The organism is Achromobacter pulmonis (assembly GCF_002885955.2).
Classification (GTDB): domain Bacteria; phylum Pseudomonadota; class Gammaproteobacteria; order Burkholderiales; family Burkholderiaceae_B; genus Achromobacter; species Achromobacter pulmonis_A.
The window spans coordinates 791,806-795,119 of sequence record NZ_POQS01000003.1 but is presented as its reverse complement, the minus strand read 5'-3'; the positions used below and the strand labels follow the sequence as shown (position 1 = coordinate 795,119).

The following is a 3,314-nucleotide window of genomic DNA, read 5'->3' as shown; positions in this document are numbered from 1 at the left end:
TGCAGCGCCGCGATGACGCCGCGCAGATCCTCCTGCTTGCGCAGCCAGGCCACGCGCTCGATGCCGGTCTGCTGGCGGGCGATGGTGTCGGCGTAGGACCAGGGCAGCTTCATGTCGGCCAGGTACGCCTCGATCTTCTGCAGCATGGCCTCGCGGCCCAGGTTGTGCGGCGTGCCGGGATGCTGCGCCACGCGCTTGCGCGGCGTGGCCTGGGCGCCAGCCCGGCGCAGATGGTCCAGCACGCGGGCGCGGCCGGCCGCGTCCAGCTCGCCCGCCGAAGTCTTGCCGCCGTGCTGCCGCAGCATGGCCCGGTAGTCGCTGTTCGGGCTCGGGTCGGTCGTGTCCATGCCCAGCGCCTTGGCGGCCATGTGGATCTTGGCCAGCTCGGCGCGGCAGCGGGCGCAGCCGGGTTTCGTCGTCTTGCGCGCAGCCATCATCGGGCGCCCTCGCTGGATGGCACGACGGGCCGCAGCACGCAGCCGAAGGAACGGCCGTCGGGCATGACGCGCACACGCGGCGCGCCGTAGAACGCCGTCAGATTGCACCGCTGCGGCAGATTGGCGGGCGGGTTGCTGCCGTAGCAGTAGCCGGAATAGTCCAGCGCCTGCCAGCGGTAGATGACCTCGCCCGGCTCCACGCTGGCGCGCAAGCCGGCGCCCAGGATGGCGCGCGCGTTGTCCCAGGCATGTGGCCGCCGCCTGAAGTAGGCCACGGCCATCTGGTCGTAGTGGGCGAGCCTTTCCGGGCTATCCAGGAAGTCCGGCTCGGCCGCGATCTTGGCCATGTGGCGCTTCATGTCCTCAAGCGCCACCAGGTCGGCCAGCGCTTCGCGCACCAGGTCGCGCTCGGCCCGCTCGCGCACCTTCGCCAGCACTGCCTGCTCGACGGCGCGGGCATGCTCCAAGCGCTTGAGCGGCGACTGACCGAACACGCCGATCATCATGCATTCGGCATCCGTCAGGACGGGTTGATGGGCATTCTCCATGTCACGCACCCCCGATTCTCTTGAACACGCCGAACCACAGCAGCAGCGCCGCGACAAAGCCGGTCCCGTACAGGAAGCCGTCCACAAGGCGCAGCACCACCACCAGCCAGTTGATTTGCATGTCCATCGTCACGCCTCCCCGGCCACCAGGGCCGTGGTCTTCAGTGCGCGGATACCCTCGGCGATCTCGCGGGCCGCCTCGGCCTTGTAGGTGGCTTCCAGGCTGCGCATGACGCCGATGTGGGCCTTCTTGTCAGCCACCAGTGCCGCATCCTCCAGCGCCGCGTCGCGCACGTCGTGGTCGTGATGGGCGGCCAGGCCTTCGGCGTAGCCGTTCTCATGGGCGTGCTGGACCGCGCCGGCCGGCGCGCCAGTGATGGGATGCCCCAACACCCACAAGAAGCAGCAGAAATTGGCCACGTCGCGCGGGTCGCCTTTCTCGACGTGCGCGCGCAGCATCTGCGACAGGGCGGCCGGGTCGCATTGCTCCCAGCCGCCGCGCCCCTGGGCGCGCGCCGCCGCCAGCTTCTGCTTCATGGCGGACGCGAAGACATCGACCGCCACGTCGTCGGTGTGCAGGTCTACGTGGTGCTCGTCGGCGATGCGCTGGATCTCGGCCAGGCAGTCGGCCTTGCTGACCGGACTGCCCGGCACCGAGTAGGCGCGCAGGGCATCGCGGATGCGTTGGATTTGACCGTTCATGTGTTCAGCCCTCCAGAAGTAGGTTTTTGCGCGTGCGGCTGACCGGCGCGGTGCGCTCGGGCACCAGGTCGATCTGCGAAGGGTCCAGCAGCTTGAACTCGACACGCGGCGCAGCGCCGGCCTGGAAGCGCTCCGGCCAGCTGTAGGATTCCCGCTCGCACTCGACCACGTGCTGCAGCAACTTCAGCATGGCCATACCTTGCTCGGCTGGCATGAGCAGGTGCATATGGCCGATGGTGACCAGGCAGGGCTGCGGGGACGATTTTCTTGTCGCCATAGTCACACCGCCGCCAGATCCAGGGCGACGGCCTGGTACTGCTCGCTGTCGCCGATGCGCTTGTAGACGCGGATGTACACGGCCGTGCCGGCGGTCTGGATCGAGTCCTTCAGCGCCTCCATCGCGCGCTGCCAGTCCTCATCCTTGATTTCCAGGCGCAGCAGCTCCAGCACGGCGGCCGTCTTGATCTGGCCCTTGCTGTCGGTGCGGAACGCCCGGTCCACCAGCACGCGGATGTTGGCGTTGGCGCCCTCGCTCCAGCGCGTGATGCACTGGTTGATAAGCGCCTTTGCCGCTTCCAGCTCCTCGGTGAAGCACACGCGCTCGGCGTAGCTGCGCTGCACCTTGTAGGCGCCGTCGTAGGTCGCGGCCGTCACGTTGCCCTTCTCGCCGCCCAGCCTCACGCCGTAGCGGTCGCCCGCGATGCTGACCAGGTCGGCGATGTCGCCCAGGGCCTTCTTCTTGAAGGCGCGCAGCCTGGCGTTCAGTTCCTCGGCCTCGGCGGCCAGCTCGCGCGCGACCTGGTCGCGCATCTTGTCGTGCTCGCGCACCTGGCCCTCGGGGACCAGGTGGCCGGCCGCGTTGCGCATGTAGCCGGGGGGGATGGTGGTGTCGGTAGTACTCATGGTTACTCCTTGGATGTGGTTGTGGTTGTCAGCAGATGCGCCGGGCGTGCGCGGGGCGGGCCGCATCCTGCACGCCGGGGCGGCAGTTGGGGCACTCGCCCGCGACCAGGTGGTGGTCCAGCTGCCCGCACCATTCGCAGATGCCGATCTCGACGGGGCGCCAGGCGCGGCCCTCGGGCACGGTGTAGGCCACCACCGCCACCCGGCCGGCCTGCTCCAACTGCAGCAGGGTGGCGCGGACCAGGTGCAGCGGCGCCTCCAGGTCGCGCGCCAGGCGCACGGCAGTGACCGGCTCCCGGTGGCGCTCCAGATAGGCGGTGATCTCCCGGACTATCGCCGGACGGCTCCACGCCTCGACGTACATGGCCATCGTCTTCAGGAAAGCCTTGCGGGTGCGGATCACCGGGCCTTTCATGCCTTCACCTTGCGCGTGAAGAAGCTCAGGAAGGTGCGGCGATGGTGCCGCCGGTGGTGCAGCACTTCGATGGCCGCGCCGTTGCGCCGGGGCAGGTGTTCGATCTCCTGCTCGGCTCGCGCGGCCTCGGCGTCCAGCTGCTGCTGCACGCGCCGCTGTTCGGGCAGCAGCGGGAACGGCTCGAACTCCAGATGGTCGTACCGGGCCGGGTCGGCCAAGTACTGCTCCAGCGTCACGCCGTGGCGCTTCAGGTGCATGGCCACGTAGCGGTCGGCGTAGTGATTCAGGTAGGCGTCGCTGTACATCATT

8 protein-coding genes are annotated in these 3,314 nt (G+C 68.9%); all 8 read right to left on the bottom strand.

The window, feature by feature from the left end; translation table 11 throughout:
• Window positions 1-437, bottom strand: a 437-nt coding sequence (locus C1I89_RS15035) for a regulatory protein GemA (protein ID WP_102773549.1), incomplete at its 3' end; no start/stop codon positions are given.
• Window positions 434-985 (bottom strand): hypothetical protein, encoded by a 552-nt coding sequence (locus C1I89_RS15030; RefSeq protein WP_102773504.1) that lies wholly within the window; start codon window positions 983-985, stop codon window positions 434-436. The genes C1I89_RS15030 and C1I89_RS15035, both read right to left, overlap by 4 nt.
• A 1-nt stretch (window position 986) precedes the next feature.
• Window positions 987-1,112: a hypothetical protein gene (locus tag C1I89_RS35280; protein ID WP_258231446.1), complete on the bottom strand. Its 126-nt coding sequence runs from the start codon at window positions 1,110-1,112 to the stop codon at window positions 987-989.
• A 2-nt stretch (window positions 1,113-1,114) separates the two neighbouring features.
• Entirely contained in the window at window positions 1,115-1,687 is a 573-nt protein-coding gene (locus C1I89_RS35275) for a hypothetical protein (protein WP_258231445.1), read from the bottom strand.
• Window positions 1,688-1,691: 4 nt separating this feature from the next.
• A complete protein-coding gene (locus C1I89_RS15020; protein ID WP_146196912.1) occupies window positions 1,692-1,964 on the bottom strand; it encodes a hypothetical protein in 273 nt (90 codons plus the stop codon).
• Between the two features lie 2 nt (window positions 1,965-1,966).
• On the bottom strand, window positions 1,967-2,590 hold the full coding sequence (locus C1I89_RS15015; RefSeq protein WP_102773502.1) for a DUF3164 family protein: 624 nt from the start codon (window positions 2,588-2,590) through the stop codon (window positions 1,967-1,969).
• Between the two features lie 28 nt (window positions 2,591-2,618).
• Window positions 2,619-3,005 (bottom strand): hypothetical protein, encoded by a 387-nt coding sequence (locus tag C1I89_RS34865; RefSeq protein ID WP_219929585.1) that lies wholly within the window; start codon window positions 3,003-3,005, stop codon window positions 2,619-2,621.
• Window positions 3,002-3,314, bottom strand: a 313-nt coding sequence (locus tag C1I89_RS15005) for a hypothetical protein (RefSeq protein ID WP_146196911.1), incomplete at its 5' end; no start/stop codon positions are given. The genes C1I89_RS15005 and C1I89_RS34865, both read right to left, overlap by 4 nt.